Raw genomic sequence first — 17,525 nt, 5'->3', positions numbered from 1 at the left:
CTCGTCTGTTCCTTAGTATCGTAAGTTTACTTTGCCTCCGTCAATTCAAAAGGACGCCAATGTGACTGAGCTACATCCTGATCTTCGAGAAAACGTACGTATGCTGGGTGAACTCCTGGGCCAGAGTATCCAGAAGTATCCAGGGCAAGCCTGTTATGAGCTGATTGAGGAGATCCGGGCAGCGGCCAAGGCCGACCGGCGGCAGGAAAGCGGTTCCGGGCAACGGCTTGTGAGCCTGCTTCGCAAGCTGAGTGATGACGAACTGCTTCCTGTGACACGTGCGTTCAACCAGTTTTTGAACCTTGCCAACCTGGCTGAGCAGTATCATGGTATCCGGCGCAAACGCGGTCATCAGTCAGACTTGATGGTCGAGTCTCTGAGCGATGTCTTTGGTCGCCTGTCGGAGGGCGGTATCAGTCCGGAGGAGTTGCATCGACGTGTCGCCGACCTCCGCATCGAATTCGTACTGACAGCTCATCCGACCGAAGTCACCCGTCGAACGCTGATCATGAAATACGACGAGATGTCTGACTGCCTTGGCAAGCTGGATCATGACGATCTGATGCCGGCCGAGCGGGATGAAATTATCAGTCGCATCTCCCAACTGATTACGGAAGCCTGGCACACCGATGAAATTCGACATGAAAGGCCGACGGCGGTCGATGAAGCAAAATGGGGGTTTGCCGTCATTGAGAACAGTCTCTGGCAGGCGCTCCCCAGATTTCTGCGCAACCTGGACACCTCTCTGATTGATGCCACGGGCAGGGGGCTGCCTCTGGACGCCTCGCCGATCCGTATCGCTTCGTGGATGGGTGGGGATCGCGATGGCAATCCGAACGTGACTCATGACGTCACCCGCGAGGTCTTTCTCCTGGGCCGGTGGATGGCGGCGGACCTATACCTTCGGGATATTCAGTCCCTGAGAGCAGAACTTTCCATGTGGCAGGCCAGTGACGAGCTGCGGGAGCAGGTTGGCGATGTGCGTGAGCCCTACCGCCAGGTTCTCGGCGCACTTCGTGAGAGGTTGATTCGTACCCGGGACTGGGCTGAGGCCAGCATCAACGGCGAGGTTGCCGACGCAACGGATATCCTGTTTGAAAATCAGGATCTCACCGCGCCGCTGGAACTGTGCTATCGGTCGCTGGTCGACTGTGGTCTGGAAAGCATCGCAAACGGCCCGCTGTTAGATACGCTGCGCCGGGCGCATACCTTTGGTTTGCCGCTGATTCGCCTGGATATCCGGCAGGAAGCATCGCGTCATGCCGACGCGGTGGCTGAAATGGTGGATTACCTCGGGCTTGGCGACTACCTGTCATGGTCGGAGAAAGAGCGGCAGGAATTTTTGATTGGCGAGCTCCAGGGCCGCCGCCCCCTGGTACCGAGAAACTGGGAACCGTCCGCCCCGGTGAAGGAAGTGCTGGCGACGTGCGATGTAGTGGCTCGGCAAACGCCTCAGGCGCTTGGTTCCTATGTCATCTCCATGGCCAGTAAGCCTTCGGATGTGCTCAGCGTTATTTTGCTGCTCAGGGAATCGGGAATGAAGTTTCCAATGCGCGTGGTTCCCCTGTTTGAGACGCTGGATGATCTGCGGGGTGCGCCAGAGAGCATGGCGGCATTGTATGAGGTCGAGTGGTACCGGGAATATTGCCAGGGTCAGCAGGAAGTGATGATCGGTTACTCGGATTCTTCCAAGGATGCCGGCCAGTTGATGGCGGCCTGGGCGCAGTACCAGGCCCAGGAACAGCTGACGCACGTTGCCCATCAGTATGGTGTGCACCTGACCCTCTTCCATGGTCGGGGAGGCACTGTGGGCCGTGGCGGAGGCCCGGCAAACCGGGCAATCCTGTCCCAGCCTCCGGGATCGGTGAACGGGAGTTTCCGGATCACTGAGCAGGGTGAGATGATCCGTTTCAAGTTTGGTTTGCCACAGCTTGCGATCCAGAGTCTGACGCTCTATACCACCGCAGTCATCGAAGCAACGCTGGCGCCGCCTCCCAAGCCTGAGGATGACTGGCGGGAAACCATGGACTGGCTGACAGAACGATCTCTGAAGGCCTATCGGGATGTGGTGCGGGAAAACCCGGACTTTGTTCCCTATTTCCGCCAGGTAACGCCAGAGCAGGCTCTGGGTAAACTGGCACTTGGAAGCCGTCCCGCCCGGCGTAAGGCCACCGGTGGGGTGGAAAGTCTCCGTGCCATTCCCTGGATATTTGCCTGGACCCAGATGCGACTCATGCTGCCGAGTTGGCTGGGCAGTGACGTGGCCCTGGAAGAAGCGGCCCGGGACCACCGTTTTGATGTGTTGAGGTCGATGATGAACGGGTGGCCGTTCTTCCGCACCTACGTGGATATGCTGGAAATGGTGCTCGCCAAGGCGGATCTGCGAATTGCCAGTTACTACGAGCAAACGCTGCTGGATGATGAGGAGCTGCAGGCTCTGGGGGCAGATCTTCGAACGCGTTTGCAGGGCTGTATCCAACGACTGCTGGAGCTGAAGCAGCAGGACGACCTGCTGGAAGATGAGCCAGTTTTCGCCCACTCCATGCGGGTTCGTAATCCTTATACCGATCCGTTGCATTATCTCCAGGCCGAGTTGTTGCGTCGGGATCGGGAGAGTGAGGGTAAGGGTGAGGTGCCCGAATTGGTGGAGCGAGCTTTGAAAGTCACCATGGCGGGTATCGCAGCAGGAATGCGCAATACAGGGTAAACTAGGGATTGGTGAAGAGCCGTGCTTGTTTTCGGCTCACGGATCACAGGAGTAGGTAGTGGCGCTTGCTGCAAGACTGGAACGTTTTCTAGCGCGAAAAGGCATCGCCTTTTCGGATTTGTCCATCGATCAGGTGACCAATCTGGGTGCCGCGGTGATTGCCTCCGGGCAACCGCAAAGCGAGTTCATTCAGGCAACGCTGCTGATTGATATCAGTGGTGTGGTGATGGTGGTGCATATGTTTGACAGCACCCTTGATCTGGATGCCGTTCAGGAAATGACCGGTAGGCGCCTTCAGCCCCTGACGGCGCGCCAGACCAGTCGACTGTTCAGCGATTGTGATCCTGGATTTACGCCGCCCATTGGTGCTGCTTATGAATTGCAGGTGCTGGTGGATGAAGATGTCACCACGGCGGACCGGGTGCTGTTCACGGGCGGAACGGATCGCGGTCTGGTGGAAATGGACGGACGCTCCCTGAGGCTGGCGCTTGCTGGCAGCCGCCGCGGCCACCTGGTGATTCGTGGACAGGGAAATGGTGATCGGGAGGCGCTGACGCTTGAGGAAGTGGCGGATAAACTCCAGAAACTGTACCGGCTGCCTCCCATGCCGGCACTCGCGCTGCGTATCCTGCGCCTGACTGCCAACTCGGAGGCCACCGCCAAGGAACTGGGTGAACTCATTGAATTTGATCCCAGCCTGACCGCCCAGGTCATGCGCTATGCCCGATCGGCGCTGTTCAACTACCCGGGGCAGATCAATTCTGTGCAGGAAGCGGTGACTCGGGTACTGGGCTTTGACCGGGTGGCCCATATTGCCTTGGGGATTGCTTCGGTCCGGGCGTTCGACGTCCCGCGGCACGGCATGCTTGGGATGGATAATTTTTGGCGTCATTCGCTTTACTGTGCCTTCCTCTGCCAGAGCATCGCACCGCACTGCTCCGCCGACAAAGGGCTGGCTTACCTGTGCGGTTTGCTGCATAACTTCGGTCTTCTGCTGGTTGGACACCTGTTTCCGGGTGAATTCGAGGAGCTGAATACTCTGCGCGAAGACAATCCGGAGGCGAGCATGCACTCGCTGGAGCAGCAGGTGTTTGGTCATGGTGAGAACGAACCTGTCCTTGCTGTTGGGCATGGTGCGATCGGTGGCATTCTGCACAAGCTTTGGCAGCTGCCAGATCCTGTTATCAAGGCGGCTGGTATGCATCAGAATCCGGGCTATCACGGGGAACACGAAAACTATGTGATCATGGTTCAGTTGGCCAACGCGCTGTTAAAACAGCGGGGTGTCGGTGATGAATTCAACGAAGACGATATTCCCTCTCTACTCGAAAGTCTTGGCCTGGATGCCTTGAAGGTGGACGAGTTCAATGCCGAGATTGATCGGGTGTCCGACGATCTGGACGCTATGGCCCGATCACTCTCGTCCTGACAGTTTGGCGGCTGTTGAGCGAGCCGCCATATTCCCGATTATGCGCATGATACGGAGGTCGACTTTCTCTCATGATACGGAGGTCGACTTTCTCTAAGGAGGCTGACTTCGTATAATGCGCCTTCGCCGATTTCGGCGGCGCGCGTGACCACGGTTTGTGGACGGTGGAGAGGTTGTCGCAAAGACGGGGATTTTTGCCGCAACTTTTCAAACGATAATGACTAAATTGGGAGCACAGCGTTATGCGAATCATCATGTTAGGCGCACCGGGCGCCGGTAAGGGGACTCAGGCCCAGTTCATTACTGAGCGTTATGACATTCCCCAGATCTCCACCGGTGACATGCTGCGGGCAGCGGTCAAGGCCGAGTCCGAGCTTGGCCTGCAGGTGAAGGAAGTCATGGCTTCTGGTGGCCTGGTCTCTGACGATATCATCATCGCCCTGATTGAAGAGCGCGTTCAGCAGCCGGACTGCAAGAATGGCTTCCTGCTGGATGGTTTCCCGCGCACCATTCCCCAGGCCGAAGCGCTCAAGGATCAGGGCATCGATATCGACTATGTGGTAGAGATTGCGGTTGATGATGAAGAGATCGTGAGTCGTCTTTCCGGCCGTCGTGTCCATGAGGGCAGTGGCCGGATCTACCACGTCAAGTACGATCCGCCCAAGGTCGAAGGTAAGGACGATGAAACTGGCGAGCCGCTGATTCAGCGTGAAGACGATCAGGAAGCGACGATTCGCAAGCGTCTGTCCATATACCATGAGCAAACTGCTCCGCTGGTTGATTTCTACCAGGGTTGGGCATCCAAGGACGCCGCTGCGGCACCCAAGTATGTGCGTGTCGAAGGGGTTGGCAGCCTGGACAGCATTCGCGACCAGATCCTGTCCCAACTCAAGTAACTACGATCGAGGCCGCTCACGTCCGTGAAACTACTGGCGCTTGATACATCATCGGGGGGCTGCTCGGCAGCCCTTCTTGATGATGGTGAGATCACAGAGCGTTTTGAAATCGCTCCCAGAGGTCATACCCGGCTATTGATGCCGATGGTGCGGGAGTTGCTCGCCGAGAAAAATCTTACCCCATCCGAGCTTGATGCACTGGCATTCGCCTGCGGCCCGGGCTCCTTTACCGGTATACGGATTGCAACGGGCGTGGTGCAGGGATTGGCCTGGGGGCTGGATATTCCTGTGGTACCGGTCTCATCCCTTGCCGCGGTGGCCGTCGGTGCAATCGACCAATTTGGCCTCGCCGAGGGCGATGCCGTTGCCGTTGCCTTTGATGCGCGTATGGGGGAAGTCTACTGGGGCTGTTTCGGTTGTGCCGACGGGCTGCCAGTGTTGCTCGGAGAGGAGCAAGTTTGCCCGCCCTCTATGGTGTCCCTTGAGTCCTGTTCCGGCCGCTGGGTTGGCGCCGGGCCCGGCTGGCAGTTCCGGGCAGACATGCCCGGGGCTGTATCCAATGCCGTACCGGACAGCATCGAGTCGCTGGTGCCGAGAGCTTCCGGGGTTGCTCGCCTGGCGATCCATGCCGCTGAGAGCGGCGCGACCGTGTCCGCCGACAAGGCGCAGCCCGTGTATATCCGGGATGAAGTGGCCTGGAAAAAACTGCCTGGTCGTTAAAAGGGGGTGTCTGGGTCGTACAAAATGTGACCAGGCATCTTTCTTTCCCGTCCGTATTCTTCCATACTCTTTGTTCCAGTATTCCGTTCACTGAGCCAGCGGTATCTTATCGATGATTGGCGGTATTAACCCCAGTGGCAACTACGGTTACCAGACCGGCACCAATAACCCTGCCAGGGATCGTGGCGATACGGTCAGCGCACCGGCGTCCTCTCCTGAGAAGCCGGCTGACGCGGTCCGCCGGGATCTTGGTGCGGGCCTGCAGGAATCCGCTTCCCAGCGAGTGGGTGGAGGAGAGCAGTCAGAGCGCCGGATCGAGGCCCGACGGGCCGCAGAAGATGCCCGTCTTGAGCGCTTTCGGGCCGATGAGGTGCCCCTGCCAACCGCTAAAGCGCTGTCCACATTTGCGACTGTTGCATCCGCAGGCCAGGAATCCTCTGGTGAGGGTGTGCTTGCGGGCATTGATATCCTGGTCTGATGTCCGATTTTTCTGCAGAGCCAAATCCTTTGACCTATTTGCAACAACTGGCGGTCGGGCGCAGCGCGCTCGGCGATGGTATGCAGGCGGAGGCTCTTAGCCAGTCCCTGGCGGTGAAAAACCTGGGGGTCGTGCGCCCGAAAGACATCCGCGATGTTCCTGTACTCCTGTTTCTTGATGAGCATGGCCTCGGGCTGCAGCTGACGGGCAAGGGCGCACCCGGTCCGGTCCGAGCCGAATTTGTCTCCGGTAAGATGAGGTACCGCCGTGAACACGGTGGTGGTGCCGGCCAGCTCGTGGCCAAGGCTGTCGGGTTGCAGAAAACGAAAGCAACTCTCCATGTTCTGGACGCGACCGCCGGGCTGGGTCAGGACGCCTTTGTGCTCGCCAGTCTCGGTTGCCGAGTAACGCTGTTTGAGCGTAACCCTGTGATACACGCGCTGCTGGAAGATGGTCTGGCCAGGGCTGCCCTGAACGTTGACTGCGCGCCAATCATTGAACGGATGACCTTGCGGGAGGGCAGCAGTATAGACTGGCTATCCTCTGCCTCCGAGGGTGTTGCCGACGTGATCTATCTGGACCCCATGTTCCCTCACCGGGATAAATCGGCGCTGGTAAAAAAGGAAATGCAGGTGTTCCGGATGATCGTTGGCGATGACGATGACTCGGAGCGCCTGTTGTCTGCGGCGCTGGCCGCAGCGACTTATCGCGTCGTGGTCAAGCGGCCGCGGAAGGCGTCCGCCATCGAGGGACCTGAACCGGCGACCCGAATTGAGGGGAAGAGTAGCCGGTACGATGTGTATTCGATCAAGGCGCTGCCCACAGGCTAGCGCCCGGGGTCATGCGCCCAGCATGGTCACTTGCTGAATGGCCTGGCGTTTTTCGACGCTGAGCACCAATCTCGCGTCTTCGGCTACCTCATCCAGACCCTCTCCATAGCAGATCAAGCCATTCTCATCGGTCGTGATCACGCCGTTTTTCTGAAGGTTGGCAATGAAGTTGCGGAACAGGCTCTTGTCAAAGAATTCAGGGGCGTTCAGGCCGAAAAGGATCGACATACGCTCGGCGAGCAGGGTGCTTTGTTCTTCCAGCTCGGCGGCGCTGAGCTTACCGGAGCCGTATTTGCGAAGAATGCCCAGGGCAATGTGGTAGCGTTCCAGGGTCTGGATAATGAAGCGTGATAGCACTCGCAGGCGCAACATGGCTTCCGTGCCTTCCTCCGGTCGACCGATGCGGTCATCCGGCAGAGCCTTCAGCAGCCCTCTCTCAATCAGAACATCTATCCACTGATTGATCACCCGCTCTGCCTCTTCCGGCTCATACTTCAGGAACAGCTCGGACTGCAGATAGGGATAGGCGACGCCGGCCAGGAATACCACTTTGTCCCGGCGCAGGGAATCCTTGTTTTCGAACAGGCTGGCCACCAGCGACGGCAGGGCGAACAAGTGCTGGATGTTGTTCCGGTAGTACGTCATCAGAATGGCGTTACTGCCTTCCAGGGCAATGATGTCGCCAAGCTTCTGGGGCTGGCGAGCCACCAGCCCCATGTTCTCGCAATAGGCCACCCAGTCCCGGCCATTGCCCTCGGGCAATGTAACGGTCTCGGCATAGGGGTATGCTTTCAGCAGGCCGGCAAACTGGTCCATCAAACGGATCAGCTGACCCTCATCCATCGCAAGCCGATCGGTGCCCAGGAGAACGGTTGCAGTGATGCCAATGGGATTGACGGCTACCGAGGCGTTGATGTTGGAAGCGACCCGAAGCGCGAGCTCATCCACAGCCCTGTTCAGCCAGGCGGGCCGGTATTCGGCGTCGTAGGCTTCCTTGCGCCAACTCTCGTGGACCTCATCCAGCACCTCGGAAAGAGGAATGGCATCGCCAAAGTTGACGGCCACCCGACCGAAGGAGTTGCTCAGCTTACGGACCGTCTTGGCCAGTCCGAATACACTTTCTTTCTGCTTCTTCTTGCCCCTGAGCTCACCCAGATAGGAGCGTCCCTCCATGACCTTTTCATAGCCGATATACACCGGGACAAACACGATTGGCTTGCGATGGTCCCGGAGAAAGCTACGCACGGTCATAGCAAGCATGCCAGGCCGGGGTTGCAGCATACGGCCTGTCCGGCTGCGGCCACCCTCGACGAAATACTCCACGGAATAGCCCCGGGAAAACATGACGTGCATGTATTCATTGAAGACGGTGGCGTATAGCGGGTTGTCCTTGAAACTGCGGCGCATGAAAAAGGCTCCACCGCGACGCAGAATCGGGCCAACAATCGGCATATTCAGGTTGATACCGGCGGCGATGTGGGGCGGCATCAGACCGTTCTTGTAGAGTACGTAGGACAGCAGCAGATAATCGATATGAGAACGGTGGCAGGGCACGTAAACCACAGCGTTGTCTTGCGCAACTTCCTTTACTTCACGGATGTTGTTAATGGCGATGCCGTTATAGATCTTGTTCCAGAGCCAGCCCAGCACCACTTCCAGGAAACGTATGGTGACAATGGACATGCTGGCGGCAATCTCGTCGGCATATTTCCACGCTTTGGCGCGGACTTTCTCCGGTGGAATGTCGTCCTTTGCCGCTGTTTCTCGAATGGCTTCTTTGACGGCCTGGGTGCGCACCAGGCCGCCGACCAGAGTCCGGCGGTGGGACAGGTCGGGGCCGAGTACCGCCTGGCGCACCCGGCGGAAGTGTGTGCGCAGGATCCGGGCGAGTTTTCGCTGTGCCCGCTCCTCGGAGTTCCGGTATTCTTCAACCACCTGGGTCAGGGACAGTGCCTGATTGAATTGAACATAGGTGTTACGCCCGTGAACCATGATAATCAGTAGCTTCTGCAACCGGCCGGCAACCGACCAGGTGTCGGAGAGAAGCAGCTTGACCAGAGATTTTTCCTTGTCTGGAGAGCGGCCCCAGAAGAGAGACACTGGAACAATCTGGACATCTTCTTCCGGATTTTCCAGACCATAACGGACCAGGGCCCGGAACTCCTTGGTGGGTACCGGTGTCTGGCGCCTCTGGAACAATCCTCCGAGCCGCTGGTACAGAAAGAAGAAGGAATGGGAGGGCGCGTTTTTTACCGGCAGTGCTTCCGTTGCCCCGGGGAGCCCGGCACGAATCACTTCCTGTTCCAGAACCAGGCGTGTGGAAAGGGATTGGTATTGGAGTACATAGCAAACGGGTTTGTTTGGATCCAGTCCCAGAGACTCAAGGCTGTTGCCACTGACATCCGTTCTGACCCAGAGAAACAGAATCTTGCGGAAAAGTGTCAGGATCAGGCTGCGTATGCCCTGATAAATGCGCATATAAGGTGGCTCCGGTAACTGAAACAGGTGCCAAGTTTACTTGGTTGCGATGTGGGCGGAAAGCCGTGCTTCCGTTCTTGGGTGCTCCCGCAATGTGTTACATTTCAGCTTGGCCTACTTATCACTCAGGTAAATGCAGACAATGACCGAATCATACACAGGCTGGGTGCCGGACTGGTCCACAGAACCACCAGCAGACGGTGATTTTATGCTGGTGCTTTCAGGGCAGTCGGTTTTGAAACCGGAGCATGGCTGGCTGGTTCCGGTAAGCCTGTTACTGGGAAAGCTCGACCTCAGTCATGCCGTGTTCCTCGGTTACCTGAACGAGCAGCGGGTGTATGTCATTGGCGTTGATAAACCTGAGGTTTCCGGGCTTGATCCAGTCTCGCTGAGGGAGGCACTGTTGGTGCGGGAGAAAGCGCCCACGGATCTGCTGAGTACCGGTTTCCAGGTCTGGCAGTGGTGGCGGGACCATCGGTACTGCGGCCGTTGCGGGGAAGAGACCGGGTTTCACCCGCGGGAGCGCGCCAAATGGTGCGGTCATTGTGGTATCCCCTGGTATCCGCGCCTCGCACCCTGTGTGATCGTCGTTATCCGCCGTGATTCCCGGTACTTGTTGGCGAAATCGACTCGGGCGAAGGGAAACTTTTACAGCCTGATTGCCGGTTTTGTCGAGCCCGGAGAGAGTCTCGAAGGTGCCGTTGCCCGTGAGGTCCGGGAAGAAACGGGGCTCGACGTGACCAATATTCGCTATCATGGTTCCCAGCACTGGCCATTCCCCCACCAGTTGATGGTCGGCTTTTTTGCCGACTATCTGGGGGGAGAGTTGGTGTTGCAGGAGGATGAAATTGAGCACGCAGATTGGTTCCTGCCCGGTCAGACCCCACCCGTTCCTCCGGCAACGACCATTGCAGGGACGCTGATTCAGGCGATGGAACGAGAGCTGTCTGGTGGTGACGGGAGTGAGGGTCTTTGAAGTCTGCCAAGTTACCCAGGGTACTGGTTTTCGATTCAGGGGTCGGTGGCCTGAGCGTGGCTGCCTGCATTCGACATCAGCTTCCGGGTGTGGAGCTTGTTTACCTGGCGGATAACGCCGTATTCCCCTACGGAGATCAGTCAGAGTCGACTGTCATCGAACGCTGCGAGCGGCTGATTTCAGGTACGCTTGAGTGCTTTCCGAGTGATGTGGTTGTTGTTGCCTGTAACACGGCGAGTACGGTGGTGCTTCCGCATCTCCGGGCAGCCATTTCAGTGCCGGTTGTCGGGGTTGTGCCTGCTATCAAGCCTGCCGCCACGAAAACCCGTAATGGCCGTATCGGTGTGTTGGCGACGCCGGCGACCATTCGCAGGCCTTATCTTGAGAACCTGATTACTGAGTTTGCCAGCCACTGCGACATTTCGCGTGTCGGCCACCCGGATCTGGTGCGTTGGGTGGAAGATTCTGTTCGCGGTATGGAGGTCCCCCACCGGGCGCTTTCCGAGGCGGTGTCGGTGTTTAACGAGGCAGGGGTCGATACCGTTGTCCTGGGCTGCACTCATTACCCTCTGCTTCTCGACGCGCTGCGCCAGGTATTGCCGCAAGTGGAATTCTGGGTGGATTCCGGTGAGGCTATTGCTCGTCGTGTGGCGCACCTGCTTGAGGAACTGGGCAAGCTTGGGGTGGCTCGGGTAGGCGAGCCCGGGCGTGCGGCCCCGGTGATGGCCGCGCTGTTTTCAGGAAAAGTGCCGGAGGGCCTGGCCGAGTTCATGGCCGGACTGGATTTGCGCCCCGAAGTGATTCACGGTGCTTGGTCCGGGAACCCGGCCTGAGTTACAGCAACCGGGTCAGTTTGAACATGGCCAAAAACTCCAGTGCGGGAATGGAGCGCCGATGACAGCAGTAGGTTTTGAAGTTGTCGCCGCGGAAGCGGGATTTCGTAAACTCCAGGCCCTTGAAGTTGTATAGGAAGTTGCCCTTTTCATAGACCGTGTGAAGAAGCCGCTTCAGGAGCCGGCTTTCCTGATGTTCCGGGGTCTTGTCGAGAGACAGGGGGATCAGTCCCAAATCAACAAACGGCACGCCTTCGGCTTTGAACACGTCCATGGCATGGGCCATTAGCGTGTAGAAAATACCTTGCCTGAAATCCGCGTTGGCTCTGGAGATATTTGGCACGTAGCTGATGATCTCATTGTTCCGGTAGATCGGGTCGAAATAGATGAAGCCGACGGCTTTCCCATCCTGATACGCGTAAAAATGCCGCTCATTTTCCCGGTATTCCATTTCCATTGGCCGGATCAGAAAACGGATTTCGTTGCTCTTGCACTTCCGAGTGCGTATCCAGGCCTCGGAAATTTCCCGAGTATGGTCGTCGCTGAAGCGTTCCTTCACGGTAATGTTGTTCTTTTCAGCCTGGTTCAGTGCCGTACGCAGAATCTGCTTCTTTTTGCCGGACAGTGACCATTTGCTGAGATCAATTCGGGATTCGCTGCCGAACTGGGTGCCATAAAGACCAAAACGCAGGTGCAGGAAATCGACGACCGATTTGGATACCTGAATGTAGCTGGCGTTGGGGAAACGGTTGTGAAAGCGCTCGAGGATCACCGGGAAGTTTTCGGGTGAGCAGACCGGGTCGGACAGCACAAAGGTGCCACCCCACTTGCGCATGTACGCGACGTAGCCGATGCCGGGGAGATCAAAGTACTGCATTCCCGGTTGGAGCGTGGAGAACGACTGGGAATGCACACCGTACTTTTTCAGGTAGCTGACCCGCTCGGAGAAGCTGAAATTGCTCTCGGCGAGGTCCTGAAGTCCTTCCAGGGCAAGAATTTGATCCGACATGTCTATGCTCCCCTTTTTTTGTTGTTGAACGGGTGAATGGCCCGATTACGCCTGCTTCCGCCCGAGGATCGACCAGTAGCAATCCATGTTCAGCAACTTGAAGTGCTTTTTGTCGGTGACCTCCAGCCCCAGTTTTTTCATGTGCTCGGGGTAGTTGTAGATCTTGTGGAAGGCGTTGTTGGCAAACAGCCAGAAGGTAAACACGGCCATATACCAGTAGAGCTTCTTGAACATGCGTGCGACGACGTTGCCAGTGGGGTAGCAGAAGTCTCCGACGACGACCCGTGCGTCGGCTTTTCCGAGCCGGATCAGGTGCTCCAGCACCTTGACCATCATGTCTTCGTCAAAAACATTGAGGAAGAAATTGGCGACGACCATGTCGTATTGCTCAAATTCTTCGACCTTCATGATGTCGCTGTGGATACGGCGGATGGTGAGGTTCGGTGCTTCCTTCACCTGGGCTTCGCCAAATTTGCGCAGCATGGTTTCTGAGAGATCAACCACCGTGACATCCGCGCCCAGTTCTGCTGCTCGGATTGCGTCGCGACCATGGCCGACACCGGCAAACAGAATCTTGTCACCCGGCTTGACGGTTTCCACATCCAGCATCGCTGTTTTGCAGTGATGAATGCTCTTGCCGCTATAGAGGTTGCTCAGGAAATCGTAAACCGGACCAATGTACTTGTACTTGTCGCGCATGATGACTGCCGCCTGTTCTTGTTGCTCCGAATGTTGTCACCTTTGTTGTGTTTTTCGCCTCGGGCGATGCCGGGGCCTCGGTGATCAACGACTGTGAGATTGAGCTTAGAGAACAGGGTGGGGGAATTATGTGCAGTAATGCGCATTTCCGGATACACAAAGTAACGTTCAGCAATACTTTGCAAACCGGGTCAAGGTTTTATATAGGAATGTCGGACAATCAATAATGCCGACTAGAAAGCCACGGCTCTCGCGGTGCTCTGTCCCAGCGCCTTGCAGATCTCGAGAGCGGGCCTGGCCGGGCCATAGAAGAAGCCCTGAACCTGATGGCAGCCCAGGCCGCGCAGGTATTCGAGCTGCTCATCGGTCTCCACGCCTTCGGCCACAATTTCCAGCTTGAGACCATGGGCCATGGCGACAATTGCATTAACAATGCAGGCGCCGTCATCGCCGCTGCGGATGGCTTTTACGAAGGACTGGTCCACCTTGAGGGTGTGAATGGGTAGGCGATGGATGTAGTTCAGGGAAGAGTAACCAGTGCCGAAATCATCGATCGCTATACGAACGCCCAGGCCGGCCAGTTCCCTGAGTTTCTGACTGATCTGTTCGAGGTCATTCATAATGACATTTTCGGTGATCTCGATTTCCAGGTTGCCAGCAGGGAAGTTGTGCGCCGCGACCCGTTGCATCAGAGTTTCGACAAACTTCGGGTGTTCCACCTGAATCGGAGAGAGGTTCACGGCCAGGCGCAAATCGGGATGACCGGCACGAATCCATCGGCCAACATCCTGGCAGGCTTTGTCGAGAACCCGCTCGCTGAGCAGGCCAATCAGCCGGGTTTCCTCTGCCAACGGCAGGAAGTCCCGTGGATAAAGCAGTCCGCGCTCCGGGTGCTGCCAGCGTACAAGTGCCTCCAAACCGACAATCCGGTTGGACTTTGAACAGACCTGGGGCTGGTAGTAGACGCGCAGTTCATCGCGCTCCAGAGCCATGCGCAGGTCTCGTTCCAGGTTGAGGCGGTTCGCGGTGTCGATGCTCATGCTATCGGAGAAGAACCGGTAACCGTCTTTGCCCTTGGCTTTGACATGGTACATCGCAATATCGGCATTCTGGATCAGCTGATCCATGGAATCCCCGGCATCGGGGAACAGGGAAATGCCGATGCTCACGCCAACGAAAACCTCGTGATCCCCGAGCTGGAAGGGGGCTTTCAGGGCGTCGATCAACTTCTTTGCTATGCCCCTGGCATCCTCGTGGCTGTGTATGGAGGGCAGGAGCAGGGTGAATTCATCGCCACCGAATCGGGACAGCGTATCCCCCTTGCGCAGGCATTTCTCAAGGCGGTGGGTAACGGCTTGTAGGAGTCTGTCTCCCATGGCGTGTCCCAGCGTGTCGTTAACGACCTTGAAACGGTCCAGATCCAGAAACATCACGGCCAGTTTCTGACCATTGCGACGCGCATGGGTAATGGCCAGCTCCAGTCGATCCTTGAAGAGGGCTCTGTTCGGGAGTCGGGTCAACAGGTCGTGATAGGCCTGGAAGTTGATGAAGGCTTCCGCCTCCTTTCGCTCGGTTACGTCCCGCGCAGTTCCGTAGTAATGGGCCGTTTTTCCGTTGAAATTGCCGGTAGTGTTCTCGGTGTGTTGCCAGGTCTGAGGATCGATAGGAAAGGCGGTTATCTCAAAATGTCGGGTGGCGCGTCGGCTGCCACGAGTCTTGAGTCGGACTTCCAGGGTACGCGGGTTGTCGGAGGTAATATTGGGGCCCTGAAGGGCGTACGTGCCACGCGCCAGGTCCCGGTCATCGATGATGTGACGGAAATGGCGGCCGCAGAGCTCGGCCGGGTGATAACCCAGCAGGCTTTCTATCTTGCTGTTGACGAAGCAGAACCTTCCCTTCTCGTCGAGCATGAAGACGATGTCGGGGGAACTGTTGACAATGTAACGGTGCAGGGCCTCGGATTTCTCCAGGCGGAACTGGACCTGCTCGTGGGCCTTTATCAAGGATTGCTTGCCGGTTACGCTTTCGACCGTGGCCAGTAATTCCTCGGGGTCAAACGGTTTGCGGATGTAATCCAGGGCACCCCGGCGTAAGGCTCGGCTGACCGCGGTAAAGGAGCTTTCGCCGCTGACCACAATGCAGCCGCAGTCCGGCTGGGTGTCGGCGATGTGAGACATGACATCGAACCCGTCCACTTCCGGCATGCGCAGATCCAGCAGAGCCAGGTCGAACGCTTGTGAATTCACAAGTTCGCAGGCTTGGCGGCCTCCCAGTGCTTCGGAGACTTCATAGCCGCGCTCCTGCAGCAAGGATGAAAGGGAGCGGAGCAGACGGGGTTCGTCGTCCACCACAAGGATCTTTGCCGCAAACCCGTTACTGAAAGGCTGGTCAGTGAGCTCAGGTGCCATCGGTCTTTGTCCGTCGTTTCTGCGTCAGTCAGTGTCGTTCTTTTCATGACTTGCGGCGGGCAGCAGTATCCTGAAGGTCGTGCCTTCCTGCCCTGTCCTGCAAGCAATGATGCCCTCCATGTCATCAATTAACTGCTTTACGATGCTCAGGCCCAAACCACTGTGGCCTTCACCTTTTACCGTTTTTATCGGAGCAAACAGGGATTCCCTTACATCCTTGGGGATCCCTGGCCCGGTATCTGTAATTTCCAGTTCTACCCAGTTGCGGTTGTTTTGCCAAACTGGAGCGGAGGTCCTGAGTTCAACCTTGCCGCCGCTTTCCGGGAGGCTTTCAACTGCGTTCCGGACAAGATTTATAACGATCTGTCGAATCGGCGAAGCGCTGGCCTGGACCAGGGTCGGTTGCGCGCACGGTATCACGTTGAACTCGTATTTTCCTTCGGTGAACAGGCTGTCTTCCAAAATTCGTGACAGGTTGTTCATTTCTTCATTGAGATCTGTGGGTTCTCCATCCGCTGATCCGGAGGTGGAGTGGCTCATCTGCAGAAGAAGGTTGCCGGCCCGATCCAGTTCATCCCGAATGACATCCAGCTCTTCCCTGACGCTTGCGTCGTCCAATCGGCTTCTAAGCTGGTATATGTATTGTCGAATGATCGTCAGTGGATTGCTGACTTCGTGCACCTGTTTGCGCATGGCTTCGCGAGCAAGCTGGTTGTCCAGGTCTGAATCCGGTTGATTTCCGGAGCCCTTGAGGCTGTATCGGTTAAGAGTCAGTGCCAGCTCACGCGTGAATATCGACGCCATCTCTTCGGTTACGTCGAGTCCCTCACTGTCGGTTCCCAGTGCAAACACTCCGGGACACTCGTCATCCGTCACCACGGGTACGGCCAGCAGTGACGGGGAGTGCAGTAGCGCCAACAGTTGGCGGTCCAGAACGGTTGGGTTGCGGTCGCCGAGGCGAGCTGGTTTTTTTGTATTGAATGCCTCGGTGAGCACGCTGCCGCCGGGCTTGGCGGACAAGGAAAATGACGGTATGTCACCGATGGTGCTGGACAGCAGAACAAGGTTATCTTCGGATCGGCCGAAGCACAGAGCTGGCAACCCGGTGATCAGCGTCAGGCTATTGACGGTTTCCGCGAGCGCATCGTCGATCGGGCCGTGGAATTCGTTCAGTCCAAGCGCCTGATTCGCCATCGCCTGGCGGAGAATGATCTGTTTCAGCTGGCGGGTGGCGGTTTCACCATCGTAGTCGTCTTCAAGAGGAATGCCGAGTGATTCCGCCATGCCAGTGACTTCATGGCTGATCCTGCGATTGATTTCCCGGGTCAGCTCTTCGTTGAGGCCGAATATGGTGGCCGCCGCTGCGATACCAGCGGCGTCGGAAAGCGCAAGCCGGGTCGACAGGCTGATCAGCTTCACAAGGTGGCTGGCGTCTTTGAGTTCGTTCGGCAGAGCTTGCTGATAACGCATGGCATCGGCAGCGATGGGGCCCAGTCCCCAGGATGCTACCAGGTCTGCAGCTATATCAGATTGATGGTTGAAGTAGTGCTGCCTGGCCTCGGGGTCGGGGGTCTTCAGGGCAATCAGCTCGCCGATGTTGTGTAGCATGCCGAGCATGAAGGCTTCATCAGGCTCGGGGTAGCGTGTCAATGTTGCCAGTGCTCTTGCCGTCAATGCGGTGGTGAGCGAGTGTCGCCAGAAGTCACGGAGTTGTTGCCATTCATCGCCTCCCAGTTCAAACAGCAGTTGTCGAAGGGCGGCGGTTAATACCAGCGTGTGAAATCGTCGCGTGCCCAGGCGCAGTAGTGCCTGATCGACGGATTTGATGCGGGAAATGGGGCCGTAAAGCGCGGAATTAGCGAGTGCGAGAATTCGCGCAACAAGGGCGGTATCGGCCGAGACGATGTCGCTGATCGTGCGGTAGCTCTCTTCCTGGTGGCACGCCTCAAGCGCCCGCAGAGTGACCTCCGGGAGACTCGGTAGCTGTATATCGGGTGCCATGTGCATGGATCGATCTGCCGCGCCTGTGACGTTTCTATTTTTTCGTTATTGGACCTGCCCG

At 57.3% G+C, this 17,525-nt stretch carries 13 protein-coding genes; 8 read left to right on the top strand and 5 right to left on the bottom strand.

Annotated features, from left to right (window positions below):
* The first annotated feature begins 61 nt into the window (after nt 1-61).
* The 6 genes from ppc to D777_RS10075 all read left to right on the top strand — a co-directional run bounded on the left by ppc (nt 62) and on the right by D777_RS10075 (nt 7,060).
* Complete coding sequence (ppc, locus tag D777_RS10100; protein WP_081849526.1) at nt 62-2,707, top strand: phosphoenolpyruvate carboxylase; 2,646 nt, start codon at nt 62-64, stop codon at nt 2,705-2,707.
* Between the two features lie 58 nt (nt 2,708-2,765).
* The gene (locus D777_RS10095) at nt 2,766-4,136 is read left to right on the top strand and encodes an HDOD domain-containing protein (RefSeq protein WP_036131611.1); all 1,371 of its coding nucleotides are present in this window, start codon (nt 2,766-2,768) and stop codon (nt 4,134-4,136) included.
* A gap of 242 nt (nt 4,137-4,378) precedes the next feature.
* Nucleotides 4,379-5,032: an adenylate kinase gene (gene adk / locus D777_RS10090; RefSeq protein WP_036131607.1), complete on the top strand. Its 654-nt coding sequence runs from the start codon at nt 4,379-4,381 to the stop codon at nt 5,030-5,032.
* A gap of 24 nt (nt 5,033-5,056) precedes the next feature.
* Nucleotides 5,057-5,752 (top strand): tRNA (adenosine(37)-N6)-threonylcarbamoyltransferase complex dimerization subunit type 1 TsaB, encoded by a 696-nt coding sequence (gene tsaB, locus D777_RS10085; RefSeq protein WP_036131604.1) that lies wholly within the window; start codon nt 5,057-5,059, stop codon nt 5,750-5,752.
* A 112-nt stretch (nt 5,753-5,864) separates the two neighbouring features.
* Nucleotides 5,865-6,230, top strand: a complete 366-nt coding sequence (locus D777_RS10080; RefSeq protein WP_036131601.1) for a hypothetical protein — start codon at nt 5,865-5,867, stop codon at nt 6,228-6,230.
* Nucleotides 6,231-6,310: 80 nt separating this feature from the next.
* Nucleotides 6,311-7,060: a class I SAM-dependent methyltransferase gene (locus tag D777_RS10075; RefSeq protein WP_264673443.1), complete on the top strand. Its 750-nt coding sequence runs from the start codon at nt 6,311-6,313 to the stop codon at nt 7,058-7,060.
* 9 nt (nt 7,061-7,069) lie between these two features.
* On the opposite strand, the gene plsB is transcribed toward D777_RS10075, so the two are convergent.
* Nucleotides 7,070-9,538, bottom strand: coding sequence for a glycerol-3-phosphate 1-O-acyltransferase PlsB (plsB, locus tag D777_RS10070; RefSeq protein ID WP_036131596.1), 2,469 nt, complete (start codon nt 9,536-9,538; stop codon nt 7,070-7,072).
* Between the two features lie 142 nt (nt 9,539-9,680).
* On the opposite strand from plsB, the gene nudC reads away from it, so the two are divergent.
* Both nudC and murI read left to right on the top strand, forming a co-directional pair.
* Entirely contained in the window at nt 9,681-10,514 is an 834-nt protein-coding gene (gene nudC, locus D777_RS10065; protein WP_036131592.1) for an NAD(+) diphosphatase, read from the top strand.
* Nucleotides 10,511-11,347, top strand: coding sequence for a glutamate racemase (gene murI, locus D777_RS10060; protein WP_036131588.1), 837 nt, complete (start codon nt 10,511-10,513; stop codon nt 11,345-11,347). The genes nudC and murI overlap by 4 nt, the downstream gene beginning before the upstream one ends.
* 1 nt (nt 11,348) lies before the next feature.
* Here the strand turns inward: murI and D777_RS10055 are convergent, their stop codons facing one another.
* The 4 genes from D777_RS10055 to D777_RS10040 form a co-directional block, all read right to left on the bottom strand.
* The gene (locus tag D777_RS10055) at nt 11,349-12,356 is read right to left on the bottom strand and encodes a DUF2156 domain-containing protein (RefSeq protein WP_036131586.1); all 1,008 of its coding nucleotides are present in this window, start codon (nt 12,354-12,356) and stop codon (nt 11,349-11,351) included.
* Nucleotides 12,357-12,401: 45 nt separating this feature from the next.
* Nucleotides 12,402-13,055, bottom strand: a complete 654-nt coding sequence (locus D777_RS10050; RefSeq protein WP_036131584.1) for a class I SAM-dependent methyltransferase — start codon at nt 13,053-13,055, stop codon at nt 12,402-12,404.
* Between the two features lie 233 nt (nt 13,056-13,288).
* Nucleotides 13,289-15,463 carry an EAL domain-containing protein gene (locus D777_RS10045; protein ID WP_036131581.1) on the bottom strand — a complete coding sequence of 725 codons (2,175 nt, stop codon included), beginning with the start codon at nt 15,461-15,463 and terminating at the stop codon, nt 13,289-13,291.
* Between the two features lie 24 nt (nt 15,464-15,487).
* Complete coding sequence (locus D777_RS10040) at nt 15,488-17,470, bottom strand: HDOD domain-containing protein (protein ID WP_036131577.1); 1,983 nt, start codon at nt 17,468-17,470, stop codon at nt 15,488-15,490.
* Nucleotides 17,471-17,525: the final 55 nt, after the last annotated feature.

The sequence above is a fragment of the Marinobacter nitratireducens genome, assembly GCF_000708045.1.
Lineage (GTDB): Bacteria > Pseudomonadota > Gammaproteobacteria > Pseudomonadales > Oleiphilaceae > Marinobacter > Marinobacter nitratireducens.
The sequence above is the reverse complement of the archived record's forward strand: the minus strand, read 5'-3'. Positions and strand labels throughout refer to the sequence as shown.